At 72.8% G+C, this 17794-nt stretch carries 15 protein-coding genes; 6 read left to right on the top strand and 9 right to left on the bottom strand.

Annotated features, from left to right (window positions below):
• The first annotated feature begins 196 nt into the window (after window positions 1–196).
• Window positions 197–1183: a LacI family DNA-binding transcriptional regulator gene (locus O2V61_RS22055; protein WP_269185427.1), complete on the top strand. Its 987-nt coding sequence runs from the start codon at window positions 197–199 to the stop codon at window positions 1181–1183.
• Window positions 1184–1240: 57 nt separating this feature from the next.
• Here O2V61_RS22055 and arfA read toward each other — a convergent pair whose 3' ends face one another.
• The 4 genes from arfA to O2V61_RS22035 all read right to left on the bottom strand — a co-directional run bounded on the left by arfA (window position 1241) and on the right by O2V61_RS22035 (window position 7504).
• Entirely contained in the window at window positions 1241–2749 is a 1509-nt protein-coding gene (gene arfA, locus O2V61_RS22050; RefSeq protein ID WP_269185426.1) for an arabinosylfuranosidase ArfA, read from the bottom strand.
• Window positions 2749–3774: an acetylxylan esterase gene (locus O2V61_RS22045; RefSeq protein WP_269185425.1), complete on the bottom strand. Its 1026-nt coding sequence runs from the start codon at window positions 3772–3774 to the stop codon at window positions 2749–2751. The genes arfA and O2V61_RS22045 overlap by 1 nt, the downstream gene beginning before the upstream one ends.
• The gene (locus O2V61_RS22040) at window positions 3774–6116 is read right to left on the bottom strand and encodes a glycoside hydrolase family 3 N-terminal domain-containing protein (protein ID WP_269185424.1); all 2343 of its coding nucleotides are present in this window, start codon (window positions 6114–6116) and stop codon (window positions 3774–3776) included. Before O2V61_RS22040 ends, O2V61_RS22045 begins: the two co-directional genes overlap by 1 nt.
• A gap of 116 nt (window positions 6117–6232) precedes the next feature.
• Complete coding sequence (locus O2V61_RS22035; RefSeq protein WP_269185423.1) at window positions 6233–7504, bottom strand: endo-1,4-beta-xylanase; 1272 nt, start codon at window positions 7502–7504, stop codon at window positions 6233–6235.
• Between the two features lie 105 nt (window positions 7505–7609).
• On the opposite strand from O2V61_RS22035, the gene O2V61_RS22030 reads away from it, so the two are divergent.
• Genes O2V61_RS22030 through O2V61_RS22015 form a run of 4 tightly spaced genes read left to right on the top strand, consistent with a single transcriptional unit; the run spans window position 7610 to window position 11914 of the window.
• On the top strand, window positions 7610–8905 hold the full coding sequence (locus O2V61_RS22030) for an ABC transporter substrate-binding protein (RefSeq protein ID WP_269185422.1): 1296 nt from the start codon (window positions 7610–7612) through the stop codon (window positions 8903–8905).
• A 7-nt stretch (window positions 8906–8912) separates the two neighbouring features.
• Window positions 8913–9896 carry a carbohydrate ABC transporter permease gene (locus tag O2V61_RS22025; protein ID WP_269185421.1) on the top strand — a complete coding sequence of 328 codons (984 nt, stop codon included), beginning with the start codon at window positions 8913–8915 and terminating at the stop codon, window positions 9894–9896.
• Window positions 9897–9933: 37 nt separating this feature from the next.
• Window positions 9934–10770: a carbohydrate ABC transporter permease gene (locus tag O2V61_RS22020; protein WP_269185420.1), complete on the top strand. Its 837-nt coding sequence runs from the start codon at window positions 9934–9936 to the stop codon at window positions 10768–10770.
• Between the two features lie 43 nt (window positions 10771–10813).
• Entirely contained in the window at window positions 10814–11914 is a 1101-nt protein-coding gene (locus O2V61_RS22015; protein WP_269185419.1) for a LacI family DNA-binding transcriptional regulator, read from the top strand.
• Window positions 11915–12058: 144 nt separating this feature from the next.
• On the opposite strand, the gene O2V61_RS22010 is transcribed toward O2V61_RS22015, so the two are convergent.
• Complete coding sequence (locus O2V61_RS22010; RefSeq protein ID WP_269185418.1) at window positions 12059–12901, bottom strand: pseudouridine synthase; 843 nt, start codon at window positions 12899–12901, stop codon at window positions 12059–12061.
• A 176-nt stretch (window positions 12902–13077) separates the two neighbouring features.
• Here O2V61_RS22010 and O2V61_RS22005 point away from each other — a divergent pair, with 176 nt between their 5' ends.
• On the top strand, window positions 13078–14256 hold the full coding sequence (locus O2V61_RS22005; protein ID WP_269185417.1) for an LLM class flavin-dependent oxidoreductase: 1179 nt from the start codon (window positions 13078–13080) through the stop codon (window positions 14254–14256).
• A gap of 4 nt (window positions 14257–14260) precedes the next feature.
• Here the strand turns inward: O2V61_RS22005 and scpB are convergent, their stop codons facing one another.
• From scpB to O2V61_RS21985, 4 genes are all read right to left on the bottom strand, one after another.
• Window positions 14261–15217 carry an SMC-Scp complex subunit ScpB gene (gene scpB, locus O2V61_RS22000; RefSeq protein WP_269185416.1) on the bottom strand — a complete coding sequence of 319 codons (957 nt, stop codon included), beginning with the start codon at window positions 15215–15217 and terminating at the stop codon, window positions 14261–14263.
• A complete protein-coding gene (locus O2V61_RS21995; RefSeq protein WP_269185415.1) occupies window positions 15214–16050 on the bottom strand; it encodes a segregation and condensation protein A in 837 nt (278 codons plus the stop codon). Before O2V61_RS21995 ends, scpB begins: the two co-directional genes overlap by 4 nt.
• A 104-nt stretch (window positions 16051–16154) precedes the next feature.
• Window positions 16155–16682, bottom strand: coding sequence for a hypothetical protein (locus O2V61_RS21990; RefSeq protein ID WP_269185414.1), 528 nt, complete (start codon window positions 16680–16682; stop codon window positions 16155–16157).
• Window positions 16679–17602: a ParA family protein gene (locus O2V61_RS21985; protein WP_269185413.1), complete on the bottom strand. Its 924-nt coding sequence runs from the start codon at window positions 17600–17602 to the stop codon at window positions 16679–16681. The genes O2V61_RS21990 and O2V61_RS21985 overlap by 4 nt, the downstream gene beginning before the upstream one ends.
• Window positions 17603–17794 lie beyond the last annotated feature (192 nt).

Below are 17794 nucleotides of genomic sequence, written 5' to 3'. Positions count from 1 at the left end.
CGGACGCCACCGAGGCAGACCCCCACTCCGCCCGCCGTTCGATCGCCTCCGTCGCGGCCGAGAGGCACGCCGAGGACCCCTGCGGGTGCACAGGCTCCGAAACTCTTTCGAGAAAAGCGGGTCGAAGTTACGATCACCCGGGCCGGCACCCGGCGTCCAGCCGGGCCAGGCATCGCGGCACGACCCAGGAGGCCCCGTGACACAGCAGCCGAACCGACCCACCCTGGCGGTGATCGCCGCCGCAGCGGGGGTGTCCTTGCCGACGGTGTCCAAGGTGCTCAACGGCAAGCAGGACGTCGCGGCCGCCACCCGGGCACACGTCCAGCAGGTCCTCGAGCAGTACGAGTACGTCCCCCTGTCGCCCAGGCCGCCGGCCCGCCCACTCGTCGACGTGGTCTTCACCGCGCTGGACAGCCCGTGGGCGATGGAGATCCTGCGGGGCGTGACCGAGGCCGACCTCGAGGTCGTGGTCACGACCCGGTCCTCCGCCGGGGACTGGGTCCAGGAGCTGATCACCGGGGGTCGCCAGGGCGCCATCGTGGTCACCTCCCGCCTGACCGCGGCCGACCAGCGGCGGCTGGGCGGCGGCAAGCTGCCGGTCGTCGTCATCGACCCGGTCGACACGCCCGGTCAGGAGGTGCCCAGCGTCGGTGCCACCAACTGGTCCGGCGGCCTCGCCGCGACCGACCACCTGATCGAGCTCGGGCACCGCCGGATCGCCGTGATCGGCGGGCCGGAGGACTACCTCTGCAGCCGGGCACGCATCGACGGCTACCGGGCGGCCCTCGATCGGGCCGGCATCCCCTTCGACCCGGCGCTGGTCCGGCACGGCAACTTCCACCACGCGGGCGGGTACGAGCAGGCGCAGGTGGTGCTGGGGCTGACCGATCGCCCCACCGCCGTCTTCGCCGGCAGCGACGAGCAGGCCTTCGGCGTGCTGGAGGCCGCACGCAAGGCCGGCCTGTCCGTACCGGGCGACGTGAGCGTGATCGGCTTCGACGACCTGCCGATGGCCCGGTGGTCCTCACCGCCGCTGACCACCGTGCGGCAACCCCTGGCCGACATGGGGCGCATGGCCGGCCGCATGCTCCACGACCTCATCACCGGCGCCCGGCTGGAGACCCAGCGGGTCGAGCTGGCCACGCACCTGGTGCTCCGGGCGTCCACCGCCCGCCCCAGCTGAGCCCCCGGGAGGCCGGGCGCCGGGACTGCCCGCCCTCGCAGGTCCCGGCGGCCGTGCTCAGCGCAGGGACACCGCCGTCCACGAGACGGGCGGCAGCGTGATGCGCAGGGTGCCGTCCGCCACCGTCACCCGCAGGTTCGGCCGCAACCCGACCCGCGCCGGCTGCGCGCTGGTGTTGGCGGCGTGCGGGTCCGGGTCGGACAGCGTCAGCGCCTCCTCGACGGTGCCCACGCCGAGCGCCGACACGTCCACGGAGACCTCTGCGTCCTCGGTCTGCGACCGGTTCACCAGGAACAGCGCCGCCACGCCCGCGTCGACGTCGGCGGTGGCCGCAGCGTCGACCAGGGGCACCTCACCGTGCTCGGCGGTGACGTGGCCCGGGCCGTCGACCTCCACCTGGAGGGCGGTGCCACGCGCCAGCCGGGCGGTGGTGGCGAAGGGGAAGAACGTCGACTTGCGCCACGCCGGCCCCTGCGGCTCGGCGGCGATCGGCGCGATCACGTTGACCAGCTGGGCCATCGAGGCGCTGGTCACGCGGTCCGCGTGGCGGATCAGCGACATCAGGACGTTCCCGACGACGACTCCGTCCGCCACGGTGTAGGGCTCCTCGCTGATGGCCGGCGCGACCGGCCAGTCGTCGATCCGCTTCGGCAGGCCCGCCTGGACCCTCGAGGCGTACCAGACGTTCCACTCGTCGAAGGAGATCTCCATCCGCTTCGAGCTCCTGCGCACCGACCCCACGTGGTCGGCCGTGGCGACGACCGTCTCGATGAAGTGGTCGGTGGCGGTCGCGGAGGCCAGGAACGAGTCCAGGTCGCCGTCCTTCTCCTCGTAGTAGGCGTGGCAGGAGATGAAGTCCACGTCGTCGTAGGCGTGGGTGAGCACGACCCGCTCCCACTCCCCGAAGGTGGGCATGCCCGCGCCCGAGGAGCCGCAGGCGACGAGCTCCAGGTCGGGGTCGACCTGGCGCATGGCCTTGGCGGTCTGGGCGGCGAGCTTGCCGTAGTCCTCGGCGGACCGCTGGCCGAGCTGCCAGGGACCGTCCATCTCGTTGCCCAGGCACCACATCCGCACGTCGAACGGCTGCGCGCGCCCGTTGCGGATCCGCTGCTCCGCGAGCGCCGTGCCGGCGGGCACGTTGGTGTACTCCAGCAGGTCGAGCGCCTCGAGGGTGCCTCGGGTGCCGAGGTTAACCGCGAGCATCAGCTCGGCGTCGACCTTCTCCAGCCACGAGGCGAACTCGTGCAGGCCGACCTCGTTGGTCTCCGTGCTGTGCCAGGCCAGGTTGAGCCGCACGGGGCGCTGGCTGCGCGGCCCGACGCTGTCCTCCCACCGGAAACCGGAGACGAAGTTGCCCCCGGGGTACCGGACCGTCGTCACCCCCAGCTCCCTGACCAGCTCGATCACGTCCCGGCGGAACCCGTCCTCGTCCGCCGTCGGGTGCTCCGGCGAGTGGATGCCGCCGTACACCCCACGGCCCATGTGCTCGACGAAGGCGCCGAAGAGCCGCCGGGACACCGGGCCCACCGAGCGCGCCGGGTCCAGCGTGAGACGTGCGCGGAGCATCAGTTCCCCTTCGAGTGTGTGGTGGCCGGCTCGGCCACCACCGGGCCGGGCACCCGGAGCAGGTCGCGCAGCCAGGTGAGCTGCTCCCGCTGCTGGTGGACCTCGCCGCCCTCGTGGTCGTTGTACGGGTAGACCCGGATCTCCTTGGGGCCGCCGTACGCGTGGTAGGCCGCGAACACCGTGGACGGCGGGCAGATCTGGTCCATGAGCGCCACGGAGAACAGGGCCGGAGCCGAGGCCCGGCGGGCGAGCACCGCAGCGTCGAAGTAGCTCAACGTCGCGAAGACGCGGTCCCCGTGGTCGCGGTGGGCCTTGAGGTACCGGACGATCTCCCCGTACGGATCGCCCGGGGCGATGCGCGTGGCACGTGGGAAGTCGCAGAGGAACGGCACGTCGGGCATGACCGCCCGCACCCCCGGCGCGAACGCCGAGACGGCCAGCGCGATCCCACCGCCCTGGCTGGTGCCGGTCACCGCGACCCGGTCGCCGTCGACCTCCGGATGGCCGCGCAGCACGTCCAGGGCCCGGACGGCGTCGGTGTACACCCGCCGGTAGTAGTACTCGTGCGGCGACAGCACCCCCCGGGTCAGGAACCCCGGCTGCGCGGCGGCCGAGCCCACCGGGTCACCGGTGTCCCCCACCGTCCAGCCGCTGCCCTGACCACGGGTGTCGACCACCAGGTGGGCGAACCCCGCCGAGGCCCAGAAGACGTGCTCGTGCGGCAGCCCGCGGCCGCCGTTGTAGCCCTGGAACTGGACCACCCCGGGCAACCGCCCGTCCCCGCGCAGCGCACGGGCCGGCAGGTGCAGCCAGGCGCGCACCGGCGAGCCACCCGCACCGGCGAACGACACGTCGAAGGTCTCGACGGTCACCAGCCCGGAGTCGACCGGTGTCCAGGACGCGTCCAGTGGCCACTGTCCGGCCTCCGTCAGGGTGGCGTCCCAGAAGTCCTGGAGGTCCTCCGGCGCGGGCAGGTGCGGGGTGTAGCGCCGGAGTTCCTCCAGGGGGAGGTCGGTGTGCGGCATCAGCCGCCGTGCCGCTGCTCGACCACCGTCTCGGGGTGCAGCTGCCGCTCGAACCCGACGGTGCGGCGGCTGCCGGTGAGGGTGCACCGGAGGACCTGCCGCACGTCGGTGCTCGACGCGCCCACCCGGAGCTCCACCTCGCCCGGCTCGACGATGCGTGCGCCGTCGCGGCCCGTGAAGGAGGTGAGGTCGGCGTGCAGCCGGAAGCGCACGGTCGCCGCACCGCCCGCCGCGAGGTCGACCCGCTGGGCGGCCACCAGTGCCTGCACGGGCCGGACCACGTCGGCGGCCACGTCGTGCAGGTACACCTGCACCACCTCGGTGACCTCCCGGTCGGTGTCGTTGCGCAGCTCGACCGTCACCTCGCTGGTCCCGGCGGTGTCCCACTCCGCGCCGGTGCCCAGCCGGACGTCGCCCCAGGTCGCTGCGCCGTACCCCAGACCGTGCCCGAACGGGAACAGCGGCGTCGGGTCGACACTGCTCACGTCGGTGAGCCGGCCGAGGGCCGCGGCGAGGTAGGTCCCGGGCTGGCTGCTGCCGGTGCGGGGGAAGCTGACCGGCAGCCGACCCGACGGGGAGACCCGTCCGCTGAGGACGTCGGCGAGGGCGGGGCCCCCCTCCTCGCCGGGGAAGAAGCCGCACACGACCGCGGCGAGCCGGTCGATCTGACGGGACAGCTCGTAGGGACGGCCGACCAGCAGGACGAGGACCACCGGGGTGCCGGTCGCCAGCAGCGCCTCCAGCAGCTCCTCCTGGCGGCCCGGGAGCCGGAGGTCGACGGCGTCGCAGCCCTCACCGGAGGTGCCGTTGCCGAACAGGCCCGCCTGGTCGCCGAGGACGGCGACGCACACGTCGGCCTCGGCCGCAGCGCGCGCAGCGGCCGCGATCGAGTCGTCGTCCCCGCCCACCACCGGGCAGCCCTGCGCCACGACGACGTCGTAGGCCTCCGGCGCGGCCTTCAGCGCCTCGGCGAGCGTCGGGATGTCGACGCCCACCGCCACGTCCGGGTGGTGCACGCCCACGTGCATCGGGAAGGAGTAGCAGCCGAGCATCGCCTGGGCGGTGTCGGCGCGGGGACCCACCACCGCCAGCTTCGCCGCGGGTCGCAGGGGCAGCGTCCCGTCGTTGGCCAACAGCACGGTCGAGCGGCGGGCGAGCTCGCCGGCCACTGCCCGCGACTCGGCGGAGTCGAGCGCGACGGCCCCGTCCAGGACCGCCGGCGCGTCCGGCGACCAGTCGGCGTCGAGCAGGCCGAGCTCGCACTTCTGCAGCAGCACGCGGCGCAGCGCCCGGTCGACCAGTGCCTCGTCCACCGCACCGCTGCGGACCGCGTCGACCAGGGGCTGGCCGAAGCAGCTCACCGTGGGCAGCTCCACGTCGATCCCGGCCTCGAGGGCGAGCCCGGCGGCCTCCCCCGGCGAGCCGGCGACACCGTGCAGGGCCTGGAGGAAGGCGATCGAGAAGTAGTCGGCGACGACGGTCCCGGTGAACCCGTAGGCCTCGCGGAGCAGCGACGTCAGCAGTGCCGGGTCCCCTGCCGAGGGCACCCCGTCGATGTCGGTGTAGGAGTTCATGACCGACCGCGCCCCGGCCTTGAGGGCCATCTCGAACGGCGGGAGGAACACGTCGGCGATCTCCCGCGGCCCGGCGGAGACCGGCGCGAGGTTGCGGCCGGCCCGTGAGGCGGAGTAGCCGACGAAGTGCTTGAGCGTCGCGACGATGCCGCTGGACTCCAGGCCGCGGACGTAGGCGCTGCCGATCGTGCCCACCAGGTGCGGGTCCTCGCCCATGGTCTCCTCGACCCGGCCCCAGCGCAGGTCGCGGGCGACGTCGAGCACCGGGGCCAGCCCCTGGTGGACGCCGAGCCGGCGCATGTTGTCCCCGATGAGGGCGCCCATGCGCTGCACGAGCTCCGGGTCGAAGCTGGCCGCCCAGCACAGCGGAGAGGGGAAGACGGTCGCCGTCCACGCGGCCAGCCCGGTGAGGCACTCCTCGTGCACCAGCGCGGGGATGCCGAAGCGGCCGGCGGCCATGATCTGCCGCTGGCTCTCCGCCAGCCCCTTGGCCCCCACCAGCGGGTCCACCGGTGCCGTGCCGAACGGCCTGGTCAGCTGGCCGAGTCCGCTGCGGATCAGCTCGTCCCAGTCCACCGGCGCCGCGGCCATCTCGTGCTGGTGCGGGGCGACCTCACCCCCGGTCGCGTCGATGCCCACCCACACGCCGTAGAGCTGGGCGATCTTCTCCTCCAGCGTCATCCGGCGGAGGAGGTCCGCCACCCTGTCCTCGGCCCGGATGTCCGGGTCGCGCCAGAGCGCAGGGCCGTTGTCGGCGTTCGTGACCATGCTTGCGAGAGTCCGTCCTGTGTCGTGTGTGCTGGTGCGGCGATCCGAGGAGCCGCCTGTGCCGGGGACGGCTGCGGCAGGTGCTCCATCCTGCCCCGGCCCCGAGGTCTGTGCGGTCAGGGGAGGGTGACCACGGGCGTCGGCGCGTCAGGCCGCAGCTGCCAGGAGGCCGTGCCGCCCGCCGCCGAGACCGAGTACTCGCCGGCCCAGCCGCGCACGGCCACCCGGCCCTCGCCGTCGGTCCGCAGCCGGGTCGGGGCGAGCCACCAGTCCTGCTTGACCAGACTGCGGAGGGCGTCGTAGGCCGGCTTCGGTGTGCCGTCGGCGCGCACCAGGCCCGCCGGCGCGCCCAGCCAGGCGCCCCGATCGGTGATCCCCCAGTAGGTCACGGCCTGCACCGCCGGGTGCGCCAGCAGCGTCCGGTAGTGGCGGACGACGTCGTCGGCCTGCCGCTCCTCGCCGGCCGGCGTGGAGGGCCATGCGTCGACCTGGTGGTCGTTGAGGTCGACGATCTCGGGCGGCATGAGGTCGCCGGAGACCAGGGTGGTCTCGGTCCAGTGCAGCGGCAGCCCGTAACGGGCGAACCGGTCGCAGACCTCCTGCGTCCGCTCCTCGCCCCAGTAGCCCTGGTGCATGTGGCTCTGCAGGCCGATCGCGTCCACCCGCACCCCGGCTTCCAGGACCCCCTCGACCAGGCACTCGTAGGCCGTGCCCAGGTTGAAGTCGTTGAGGACCAGCGTCGTGGCGGGGTCCGCCCCGTGCGCCTCCTCGAACGCGAGCCGGATGGTGGGGATCCGTCCGATCCGGCGGCACAGCCGCGTGATCGCGTTCTGCTGCTCCTCGTTGGCGAACACCGGCATGATCACGACCTCGTTGATCGCGTCCCAGGTGTCGACCAGGCCGGCGAAGGAGCTGACCTCCCGCCGTACCCGTGCGCGCACGATCTCCTCGACCTCGGCGTCGGTGTGCTCCCGCAGCCAGTCCGGGGCCAGCGTGTGCCAGACCAGCGGGTGGCCCTTGACCGCCACGCCCCGGTCGCGGAACCACCGGGCCGCAGCCTGCAGCCGCGCGGTGTCCGGCCGGCCCTCCGCGGGTTCGAAGCCGGCCCAGTAGAAGGGCAGCGTCGCGGTGTTGAAGACGTCGAGGAACAGCTCCTCGAGCCGTCCGGCGGCGGCTGGATCGGCGCCGCCGAACACGTTCTCCCGGCCCACCCCCTGCTCCTGGTTGGCCAGGCCGACGAAGTCGAACCCGATGTTGCCGAACGCGAACTCGTGCCGGACCTGCTCGACCAGCACCTCGGTGTCGGCACAGGGCGAACCGTCCGCCCGCCGGACCGTGAGGGTGGCGTCCATCGAGCGGACCGCGGTGACGGCAGTGTCGGAGGTCATGTGCGAAATCGTTATCGACATCGATTGACAACGCAAGTGTTCGCTGCGACCTTCGGAAACGTGTTGCACGCCACGACGGCGTGCGAAGTGACGAAGGAGTCAGACATGCGGCGTTCGGGGCGAACAGCTCTCTCGGTCCTGTGCGGCAGCGCGGTGCTGCTGACGGCCACTGCCTGTGGTGGCGGCGAGGAATCCAGTGCAGCCGGGGGTGACGACAACACGATCACCTGGTGGCACAACTCCAACAACGAGCCCGGCCGGGGCTTCTACGAGCAGGTGGCCGCGGACTTCGAGGCGGCCAACCCGGGGGTCGAGGTCGAGGTCGAGGCCATGGCCCACGAGGACATGGTCGACCGACTGGCGGCCGCCTTCCAGAGCGGTGATCTGCCGGACGTGTACATGGAGCGCGGCGGCGGCGAGCTCGCCGACCACGTGGAGGCCGGACTGGTCACCGACCTCTCCGACGAGGTCCCCGACACCATCGAGAAGCTCGGCGGCAACGTGTCCGGGTGGCAGGCCGACGGCCAGACCTACGCGCTGCCGTTCTCCGTCGGCGTCGTCGGCTTCTGGTACAACACCGAGCTCTTCGAGCAGGCCGGCATCACCGAGGCCCCGGAGACGATGGAGGACCTCTACGCCGCCATCGAGCAGCTGAAGGCCGCGGGCATCACGCCCCTCTCGGTCGGCGCGGGCGACAAGTGGCCCGCCGCCCACTACTGGTACTACACGGCGCTGCGCGCCTGTGGCCAGGAGGTCCTCGAGGACGCGGTCACCAGCCTCGACTTCACCGACGAGTGCTTCGTGGAGGCCGGCGAGGTGCTGCAGGAGCTGCTGGCCACCGAGCCGTTCAACCCCGGCTTCCTCACGACCCCGGCGCAGGAGGGGGCCACCTCGGCCTCCGGTCTGCTCGCCACCGACCAGGTCGCGATGGAGCTGGCCGGCCACTGGGAGCCCGGCGTGATGCAGGGCCTGACCGAGGACGGCGAGGGCCTCGGCGAGAACACCGGGTGGTTCGCCTTCCCGGCCATCGAGGGCGGCGCGGGCGACCCCACGGCACAGCTCGGCGGTGGTGACGCATGGGCCGTCTCGACCGGCGCTGCTGAGGGGTCGGTCGACCTCGTCGAGTACCTCCTCTCCGACGAGGTCCAGATCGGGTTCGCGGAGAACGACATGGGTCTCCCGACCAACCCGGCGGCCACGGACGCCGTCTCCGACCCGGCGCTCGCCCAGCTGCTCGAGGTCCGCGACGCGTCCCCGTACATCCAGCTCTACTTCGACACCGCCTTCGGGGCGTCGATCGGTGGCGCGATGAACGACTCGATCGCCCTCATGTTCGCCGACCAGGCGACGCCGGAGGACATCGTGGACGCGACCATGCAGGCCGCCGAACTGGAGAAGTGATCCACCGATGACCGAAGTGACCGCTGCGCCGCCGGCGACGTCCCCCGGCGCAGCGGTCACCCGGGGCGGCGCAGACGCCCCCCGGGTGACCGGCCGTCGCCGGAGCGGGCTCCGTCGGCAGCGCCTCGAGATCCTCCTGTTCGTGACGCCGGCCCTGGCGTTGATGGCCGTCTTCGTCCTCTACCCGGTCTTCTCCGCGGCCCGGATGTCGCTCTACAGCTGGCAGGGCTTCGGCCCGATGGACGACTTCGTCGGCCTGGCGAACTACCTGCGCGTGCTGCGCGACGACGTGTTCACCGACGCGGTCATGCACAACTTCATCATCGTCTTCGCGTCGATCGCGGTGCAGCTGCCGCTGGGCCTGGCGCTCGCGCTGCTGCTCAACCGCCGCATCAAGGGGCGAGGGCTGCTGCGGACGATCGTCTTCGTCCCCTACGTGTTGGCCGAGGTCATCGCCGGCGTCGTGTGGTTCCAGCTGCTGCAGCCCCGCTCCGGGATCCTCGAGCAGGCGCTGTCGTCGGTCGGCATCCCGGTCCCCGAGCAGGGGTTCCTGGGCACCCCCGACCTCGCGCTGGCCACCGTCTTCGTCGTCCTGACGTGGAAGTACCTCGGCCTGGCCGTGCTGCTCTTCCTCGCCGGTCTGCAGGGCGTCCCCGACGAACTGCACGAGGCCGCGCAACTGGACGGTGCCTCGTGGTGGCAGGTCCAGCGCCGGATCGCCGTCCCGCTCCTCGCGCCGACCATCCGCACCTGGGTCTTCCTGTCGATGATCGGCTCGCTGCAGCTGTTCGACATGGTCTGGATCCTCACCGGCGGTGGCCCGGCGAACGCCACGACCACGATGGTCACCTACCTGATCAGCATGGGCACCCAGCGCAGCAACTACGGGATCGCGGGTGCGGCATCCGTCGTGCTCTTCCTGATCGGCTTCGTCATGGCGCTGGCCTACCAGTTCCTGGTGCTGCGCCGCGACACGAAGGCCGACGCGTGACCCGGGTGCAGCAGGGACCAAGAGGAGGACAGCACTGATGGCACGGCGAGCGACCGCGTACGGGCGAGGCGGCCCGTTGGTCTACCTGGTGGCACTGCTGGTCGTGGCGGTCACGCTGGGGCCGGTGGTCTACGGCGCCCTCGGCGGCTTCCGCTCCAACGCCCAGCTGGCAAGCGACCCCGCCGGACTCCCCGACCCGTGGGTGTTCAGCAACTACACCAACGTCCTGAGCAACCCGGCCTTCTGGCAGTACACGCTCAACTCGACCGCGATCGCCCTCATCACCACGGTGGTGGCGGTGCTCGCCGGCGTGATGGCCGCCTATCCCCTGGCGCGCTACCAGTTCAAGCTCCGGGAGCCGCTGTTCCTGGTCTTCGTGCTGGGCCTGCTCTTCCCGGCCGCGGTGGCGATCATCCCGCTGTTCATCCTCGTGACGCAGGACCTCGGGCTCGGCAACACCTGGTGGGGCGTCGCGCTGCCGCAGGCGGCGTTCGCGCTGCCGGTCACGGTCGTGATCCTGCGGCCGTTCCTGGCAGCGCTCCCCAAGGAGCTCGAGGAGGCGGCCATGCTCGACGGCGCCACCCGCGTGGGCGTCTTCTGGCGGATCGCGGTCCCGCTGTCGATGCCGGCACTGGTGACGGTCGGGGTGCTGGCCTTCGTCACGTCCTGGAACGCCTACCTCCTCCCGCTGCTCCTGCTGCGGGGCGAGACGCGCACCCTTCCGCTGGGCGTGGCCGACTTCTCGACCCAGTACTCTGCCGACACCGCAGGGGTGCTGGCGTTCACCACCATCGCCATGATCCCGGCGCTCATCCTGTTCCTCGCGATGCAGGGGCGCATCGTGAGCGGGCTCCAGGGCGCGGTCAAGGGATGAGCCGGGCACCCGGTGTCGACCCCGGACCAGGAGAGGGTGGTCGGTGAAGCTCGACTCGACACCGGACGAGGTCGTCCCGGGCCTGCTCGTGGGCGGGCACACGAGCTCGAGCACGCGCCTCCCCACGCCTCCGTTGCGCGGCAGGGTGACGATGCAGCAGGTCGCCGCGGAGGCCGGCGTCTCGATCTCCACGGTGTCCAAGGTGATCAACGGGCGGTACGGCGTCTCGGCGGAGACCGTCGACCACGTCACCCGGGTGATCGACCGGCTCGGCTACGAGGCGAGCCTCGTCGCGCGCAGCCTGCGCAACCGTCGCACCAACGTCATCGGCGTGCTCGTCATGGACTTCGAGCCCTTCAGCACCGAGGTGCTCAAGGGCGTGGCCGACGCCATCCACGGCACCGGTTACGAGTTGATCGCCTACTCCGCCGGTGGTCACGTGGAAGCCCGTGAGGGCTGGGAGAGGCGGTCGCTCACCCGGTTGATGGCGACCCTGGTCGACGGTGCCGTGCTGGTCACGCCCACGGTCACCGACGTGCAGGCCGACGGTCCGGTGGTGGCGGTCGACCCGCAGGCCGGGCCGTCGGCGCTGCCCGCCGTGGCCGCGCACAACCTCCAGGGCGCGCGGCTCGGGGTCGAGCACCTGATCGAGCTCGGGCACACCCGGATCGGCATGATCACCGGTCGCTCGGACCTGATGTCCGCGCAGCAGCGCGAGCAGGGGTACCGCGAGGCGATGGCCGCCGCGGGGCTCCGCGTCGACCAGGCGCTCATGCGGTCCGGCGGGTTCGAGCCGGACCTCTCGCGCGTGGCGGCTCGCGAGCTGCTGTCCGGCACTGATCGACCGACCGCGGTGTTCGCCGCCAACGACCTCTCTGCGCTGGCGATGCTGGAGGTCGCGCAGGAACTCGGCATCGACGTGCCTGGTCAGCTGTCGGTCGTCGGCTTCGACAACATCCCGGAGTCCGTGCTCGCCGAACCCTCGTTGACCACGGTGCAGCAGCCGATCCGCCGGATGGGCCAGGAGGCCACCGAGATGCTCCTCGCCCTGATCGCCGGCGAGGACGTCCACGACCTCGACCGGACACTGGACACCTCGCTGGTGCTGCGCTCGTCCACCGCACCGCCCGGACAGGCTCCCTGAGCCTGCCCGCATCCACCCCGGTGGAGGTCACCGTTGCCCGGATGTCCGGCCGGTGACGACTGCGGCCGCCGACCCGAGTGGGTCGGCGGCCGCAGTCGCGTGTGGTCGGCCCTCCTGCAGGGATCTGTGGGCAGGGGCCCTTCCTCAGAGGCCGACGAGCTCGTGCAGGGCGCCGACCTCGGTGCGGGTGAGCTTGCGGATCGTGCCGCTGCGCATCCGGGCCAGCTCGATCGGCCCGATGGCGGTGCGGGTGAGCCGGTTGACCGGCAGCCCGACCTCGTCGAGCAGCCGGCGCACGACGTGCTTGCGCCCCTCGTGCAGCACGACCTCGACCACCGACTGGCCGGCGTGGGTGTCCACGACCTGGAAGGAGTCGACGACGACGGGGCCGTCCTCCAGCTCCACCCCCTTGCGCAGCCGGCGGGTCACGTCCCGCGACACCGAGCCGCTGACCTGCGCCAGGTAGGTCTTCTTCACCTCGTAGGAGGGGTGCGCCAGCCGGTGGGCCAGCTCGCCGTCGGTGGTGAGCAGCAGCAGGCCCTCGGTGTCCTGGTCCAGCCGGCCGACGTGCACCAGCCCGGTGGCCAGGTCGCCCATCATGTCGCCGACGGTGGGCCGCCCGCGGTCGTCGCTCATCGACGTGATGACGCCGAAGGGCTTGTTCATCGCGTAGGTGACCTTGTCGTTGCGGATGTCGATCCGCCGGCCGTCGACGGCGATGACGACGGTGTCCGGGTCGACCCGCTTGCCCTGGACCCGGACGACCTGGCCGTCCACCGAGATCCGGCCCTGGTCGATCATGTCCTCGCACACCCGGCGGGAGCCGACCCCGGCCCGGGCGAGGACCTTCTGCAGTCGTTCGCCGGGGGCGTCGTCGTCGGGCTCGGTGGCCTCGGCGTCCCGCGGGTGCGCCGGGGCGAGCTCCATGTCCTCGGACCAGCCCTCGCCGCCGGAGGTGGTGGGCGTGTCGTCTGCAGTCGTGTCCATCCCCACCAGTCTCCCATCTCCGGGCGGCCCCGATCGCCAGGTGTGGTCGGGCGAGACGCCGGGGGGTCCGAGCCGGCCGGCTGTGACCACCCGGGCCCTCGACACCGTCCCCGGCGGGCAGCAGACTGCCGGTCAATGTGAGCCAGCTCACGCCAGCGCCCGTCGAGGAGGATCCCATGGACCGCATGCGGTTCGGCACGTTCCTGGCCCCGTTCCACCCGGCTGGGGAGAACCCGACGCTGGCCCTCCAGCGCGACCTGGAGCTGATCGAGCACCTGGACCGGTGCGGCTACGACGAGGCGTGGATCGGGGAGCACCACTCCGCGGGCACCGAGATCATCGCCTCGCCGGAGATCTTCATCGCCGCGGCGGCCGAGCGCACCCGGCGCATCAAGCTCGGCACCGGCGTGACCTCGATCGCTTATCACAACCCGCTGTGGGTGGCCGAGCGGATGGTGCTGCTCGACCACCTCACCCGGGGCCGCGCGATGCTCGGCTGCGGGCCGGGCTCGCTGCCCACCGACTCGATGATGCTGGGGCTGAACCCCACCGACACCCGTGAGCTGATGGAGGTCGACCTCGACATCATCATGCGGCTGCTGCGCGGGGAGACCGTCACGGCGACGACCCGGACCCACGAGCTGGTCGACGCCCGGCTGCACCTGCGCCCCTACACCCAGCCGTGCTTCGACATCGCCGTCGCCGCGGTCGCCTCCCCCACCGGGCCGCGGATGGCCGGCCGGCACGGCATCGGGCTGCTCTCCATCGGCGCCACCCTGTCCAAGGACGGGTTCGACGCCCTCGCCCACCACTGGAGCGTCGTGGAGGAGCGGGCCGCGGCGCACGGGCAGACGGCGTCCCGGCAGGACTGGCGGCTCGTCGGGCTGATGCACATCGCCGAGACCCGTGAGCAGGCCTACCGCGACGTCCAGTTCGGCATCGAGACGTGGTTCCGCTACTTCCAGAAGACCGCCGCCTTCCCGCAGATGGCCGTCGAGGGCGGGGACGCCAAGGAGATGATCGACTTCATCAACGAGGCCGGCATCGGGGCCATCGGCACCGTCGAGGACGCCCGGGCCCAGGTGCAGCGGCTGTGGGACCAGTCCGGCGGCTTCGGCTGCATGCTGCTGCTCGGCCACGAGTGGGCCGACCCGGAGGCGACCAAGCGCTCGTGGGAGCTCATCGCCCAGCACGTCATGCCGCACTTCCAGGGCGGCACGATCTCCCACGCCCAGCAGACGCTCGACGCGAAGGCCCGCGCCACCGGCAAGCGCGAGGACTACGCGGCGGCCCAGCTGCAGGCGGTCGCCACCATGACCGAGCGGTACGAGCAGGAGAAGGCCGGCACGAGCTGACCGTTCAGGAGTCGGGGTGCTCGTCCAGCACCGAGCGGGTGTCGGGCAGCAGCGGAGCCAGCTCGGGCAGCTCGTCCAGCCCGGTCAGCCCCAGCCGCTCGAGGAACAGCGGCGTCGTCACGTAGAGGCCTCCCCCGGTGTCCGGGTCGGCGCCGGCCTCACGGATCAGGCCGCGGGAGACCAGCGTGCGGACGACGGCGTCCACCCCGACCCCGCGGATCGCCGACACCCGGGCGCGGGTCACCGGCTGCCGGTAGGCGATGACGGCGAGGGTCTCCAGCGCGGCCTGGGTGAGCCGGCTGCGCTGCCCCTCCAGGAGGTGCCGCTCCACGACCGGGGCGTGCTCCTCCCGGGTGTAGAGCCGCCAGCCCTCCCCCACCCGGCGCAGGGTGATGCCGGCCCGCCGGTCGTCGTACTCGGCGGCCAGCGCGGTCAGCTCCGCCCGCACGCGGGCGACCGGGCAGCGCAGCGCCGCGGCCAGCGAGGCCTCGTCGATCGGGGAGTCTATGACGAACAGCAGCGCCTCCAGCCCGCCCCGCACCGCCGCCGGCTCCAGCTCCTCGGCCATCGGCTCGTCGGTGACCGGGCCGGCGGTCACCGACTCCTCGACCGGGGTCTCCCGCTCGGGGACCTCCTCCAGCTGCACCGGGGGCGCCGCCGGTGCCCGGCCCAACGGGGCCGGGTCGGGGTCCCGGCCGGGGACGTCGCCGGGCGGTGGCGCGGCCGGGGCACCGAGGTCGGCGGCCAGCTGGGCGGCCACCTGCTCCCAGCCGGCGACCACGGCCTCCTCGTCGTGCTCCTCGAGGGTCGCGGCGAGCTCGGCGGCGACGGCGTCCCAGGAGAACGCCGGCGGGACCGCCGGCTCCGCCACCTCTCCAGCAACCGCCGGCTCGCCACCGTCGGGGTCGACGCCGTCCGGCCGGTCGCCGTCCGGCCGTCCGTCGTCCGGCTGGTCGCTCATCCGTACTCCTCCAGGTGCTCGGCGGTGTCCGCGTCGATGGTGTCCGCGTCGATCTCCTCGGGCAGCCGGCCGCCCACCAGCGCCGGCCCGGTCCAGCGGACGTGCAGCTCCCCCAGCGGCGCGACCTGGTCGAAGGTGACCAGCTGCTGGCGGTACAGCTCCAGCAGCGCCAGGAACCGGGCGACGACCTCCAGGGTGTGCGCGCAGTCGCTGCTCAGCGCCCGGAACGTCGCCGTCCCGGCGGTGGCGATCCGGCCGCGGACCAGCAGCAGCTGCTCGGTGACGCTGACCGCAGGGGCGTGCAGGTGGGAGACGCTCACCGTCGGGGGCGGCTTGGGCACCAGCGCCCGGTGCGCGATCGCCGCGAGCTGCTCGGGCGTCACGCCCAGCAGGACCTCGGGCAGCAGGTCGGCGAAGCGCTGCTCCAGGTCCGCGTTGCGGGGGAAGCGGCGGGCCGCCTCGGCCTCGCGGCCGCGGAGGAACTCCGCCGCCCGCTTGTAGGCCCGGTACTGCAGCAGCCGGGCGAACAGCAGGTCCCGGGCCTCCAGGACGGCGAGGTCGTCCTCGTCCTCCACGTCGGCGGCGGGCAGCAGCCGGGCGGCCTTCAGGTCCAGCAGCGTGGCGGCGACGACGAGGAACTCACTCGCCTGGTCCAGGTCCAGCTCGTCCCCGAGTGCCCGCAGGTGGGCGATGAACTCGTCGGTGACCGTGGAGAGGGCGATCTCGGTGACGTCGAGCTTGTGCTTGCCGATCAGCTGCAGCAGCAGGTCGAACGGGCCCTCGAAGTTGGCCAGCCGGACGGTGAACCGCCCGTCGCCGGCCTCCCCCGTCATCACCGGGCCAGCCTACGGCCGCGTCCGGGCGTTGATCATCGGCGATCGGCTGCCCGACACGTCGGGCGGAGCGGCCACGCGCCGATGATCGACGGCGCCGTCCCTCAGTGCTTGCGGAGGCGGCGGACGAGGACGGAGTTCTCCCCGTGCACCTCGAGGTCGTCCAGCAGGACGGCGATCGCCTCGCGCACGATCCGGCCACGGTCGGTGGCCACGCCGTGCTGCCCGCGCAGCGTCAGCCGGGCGGTCTCCAGGGCGAGCAGCTCGTCGGCCGAGCAGTAGACGGTGATCTTCTCCTCGTGCCGGGTGCGCCCCTTCTCGGTGCGCGCCCGGGTCTGCTGCGGCCGCAGGGGCGCGGGCGCCGGCATCGCGGCGCGGTGCGAGGCCAGCTCGTCGACGACGATGCGCGGTGCGCCACCGGCCACGTCGGGCACCAGCGCCAGCGGCGGGACCTCCGCCGGGCCCACCGCCGTGGCCGGGGAGTCGCCGTCGGCCCGGCCGTTGGAGCGCAGCGCGGGCGAGGACTGGGCGGCGGCGAGGGTCGACAGCTCGGTGACCGGCGCCGGCTGCGGCGCCGTGTCGGTCATCCGGAACAGCTCGGAGGCACCCGGGAGCACGGGACGGCGCGTCACAGGGCGAGCACCTCCTTGGCCAGGTCGCGGTACGCCGCAGCACCCGAGGACGTGGGGGCCCACTGGGTGATCGGCTGCCCGGCGACGGTGGTCTCCGGGAAGCGGACCGTGCGGGAGATGACGGTCTGGAAGACGGTGTCGCCGAAGGCCTCGACGACCCGGCTGAACACCTCGCGGCAGTGCACGGTCCGGGTGTCGTACATGGTGGCGAGGATCCCGGAGATCTCCAGGGAGGGGTTGAGCCGCTCCTTGACCTTGTCGATCGTGTCGACGAGCAGCGCGACCCCGCGGAGCGAGAAGAACTCGCACTCCAGCGGGATGATCACGCCCTGCGCGGCGGTGAGCGCGTTGACCGTCAGCAGCCCGAGGGAGGGCTGGCAGTCGATGAGCACGTAGTCGTAGTCGGCGCGCACCGCGGCGAGCACCCGCATCAGGGTCTGCTCGCGGGCGACCTCGCTCACCAGCTGCACCTCGGCGGCGGACAGGTCGATGTTGCTGGGCACCAGGTCCAGCCCGGGGATGCCGGTGGCCACCCGGACGTCGGCCAGCGTGGTCGCCGGCTCCATCAGCGCGTTGTAGATGGTGCGGTCCAGCCCCTGCGCCGGGACACCGAGCCCCACCGACAGCGCACCCTGCGGGTCCAGGTCGACCAGCAGCACGCGGCGGCCCTGCTCGACCAGTGCGGCACCGAGGTTGATGGTCGACGTCGTCTTGCCGACCCCGCCCTTCTGGTTGCACATCGCAATGATCTGCGCCGGCCCGTGGGAGGTGATCGGCTTGGGGTCGGGCAGCTTCCGCTGCCGGGCCTTGGCGGGGTCGACGCGGCTCGTCGGGACGCCCATCTCGGCGTCGCCCGCCGGGGCCCCTCCGCGCGGGAGCGCGACGGCGGAGGCCGCCGCCTCGGCTCGTCTCGACGACATCGCTTCTGCCTCTTCCCTGGGCTGTCCGGACCGCGGCTCCCGGTCGGGGCGCGGCGGGGAACGCGCACTGCCGGCAGGGGGGAAGCCGCCGGTCCGTTCTCCCAACCCCCTTCTCGGCAGCCCCGTCGCCGGCCGTGACCACCCCGGGGCAACATGTCGACATCGCCGGCGCCGGGACCGGGGTGGGGGCTG

This window comes from Modestobacter sp. VKM Ac-2985 (assembly GCF_026967925.1).
Lineage (GTDB): Bacteria > Actinomycetota > Actinomycetes > Mycobacteriales > Geodermatophilaceae > Modestobacter.
Note: the sequence above shows the minus strand (reverse complement) of the source record. Positions and strands in the feature narration are given on the sequence as shown.

Excerpts from the sequence above, each read along its gene's own strand:
- arfA (WP_269185426.1), bottom strand. The coding sequence starts at position 2,749 with ATGCTCCGCGCACGTCTCACGCTGGACCCGGCGCGCTCGGTGGGCCCG.
- O2V61_RS22045 (WP_269185425.1), bottom strand. The coding sequence starts at position 3,774 with ATGCCGCACACCGACCTCCCCCTGGAGGAACTCCGGCGCTACACCCCG.
- O2V61_RS22040 (WP_269185424.1), bottom strand. The coding sequence starts at position 6,116 with ATGGTCACGAACGCCGACAACGGCCCTGCGCTCTGGCGCGACCCGGAC.
- O2V61_RS22035 (WP_269185423.1), bottom strand. The coding sequence starts at position 7,504 with ATGACCTCCGACACTGCCGTCACCGCGGTCCGCTCGATGGACGCCACC.
- O2V61_RS22030 (WP_269185422.1), top strand. The coding sequence starts at position 7,610 with ATGCGGCGTTCGGGGCGAACAGCTCTCTCGGTCCTGTGCGGCAGCGCG.
- O2V61_RS22025 (WP_269185421.1), top strand. The coding sequence starts at position 8,913 with ATGACCGAAGTGACCGCTGCGCCGCCGGCGACGTCCCCCGGCGCAGCG.
- O2V61_RS22020 (WP_269185420.1), top strand. The coding sequence starts at position 9,934 with ATGGCACGGCGAGCGACCGCGTACGGGCGAGGCGGCCCGTTGGTCTAC.
- O2V61_RS22010 (WP_269185418.1), bottom strand. The coding sequence starts at position 12,901 with ATGGACACGACTGCAGACGACACGCCCACCACCTCCGGCGGCGAGGGC.
- O2V61_RS22005 (WP_269185417.1), top strand. The coding sequence starts at position 13,078 with ATGGACCGCATGCGGTTCGGCACGTTCCTGGCCCCGTTCCACCCGGCT.
- scpB (WP_269185416.1), bottom strand. The coding sequence starts at position 15,217 with ATGAGCGACCAGCCGGACGACGGACGGCCGGACGGCGACCGGCCGGAC.
- O2V61_RS21995 (WP_269185415.1), bottom strand. The coding sequence starts at position 16,050 with ATGACGGGGGAGGCCGGCGACGGGCGGTTCACCGTCCGGCTGGCCAAC.
- O2V61_RS21985 (WP_269185413.1), bottom strand. The coding sequence starts at position 17,602 with ATGTCGTCGAGACGAGCCGAGGCGGCGGCCTCCGCCGTCGCGCTCCCG.